The organism is Brevibacterium daeguense (assembly GCF_021729135.1).
In the GTDB taxonomy this organism is placed as follows: Bacteria; Actinomycetota; Actinomycetes; order Actinomycetales; family Brevibacteriaceae; genus Brevibacterium; species Brevibacterium daeguense.
Genome location: NZ_JAJTWW010000022.1, coordinates 1 through 338, shown reverse-complemented (window position 1 = coordinate 338; position 338 = coordinate 1). Strand labels below are relative to the sequence as shown.

Below are 338 nucleotides of genomic sequence, written 5' to 3'. Positions count from 1 at the left end.
AGGAATCCTCCCGTTCGGGTATTCCCTGTCTCCGTCGGTCTTGCTAATATAGAACACATGATCGAATCACTGCAGTTGGCTGGTCACGACGACGTGGCTGTCGTGCGTGATGCGCTGGCACGGATGGAGCCTGCTGGAACTGAGGAGGAGGCGCTGGATCGGATCCGCGTCCTCGAAGAGCTCAAGGCCGCCTGCGCTGCCGCCCAGGCGTGGGAGACCGCGGCGTTCGATCATCACCGGCGCCGGAACGAGGCCGATCGGGGTGTTGCGGAGTCGAGGCGGGGCAAGGGTGTCGCGGCTGAGGTGGCGCTGGCGCGCCGGGAATCACCGGCCCGCGG

Annotated in this window: 1 pseudogene; it reads left to right on the top strand. The window is 66.3% G+C overall.

From position 1 onward, the window contains the following. Positions 1-57: 57 nt before the first annotated feature. Positions 58-338, top strand: a pseudogene (locus tag LXN01_RS14710) (HNH endonuclease); the annotation flags it as partial.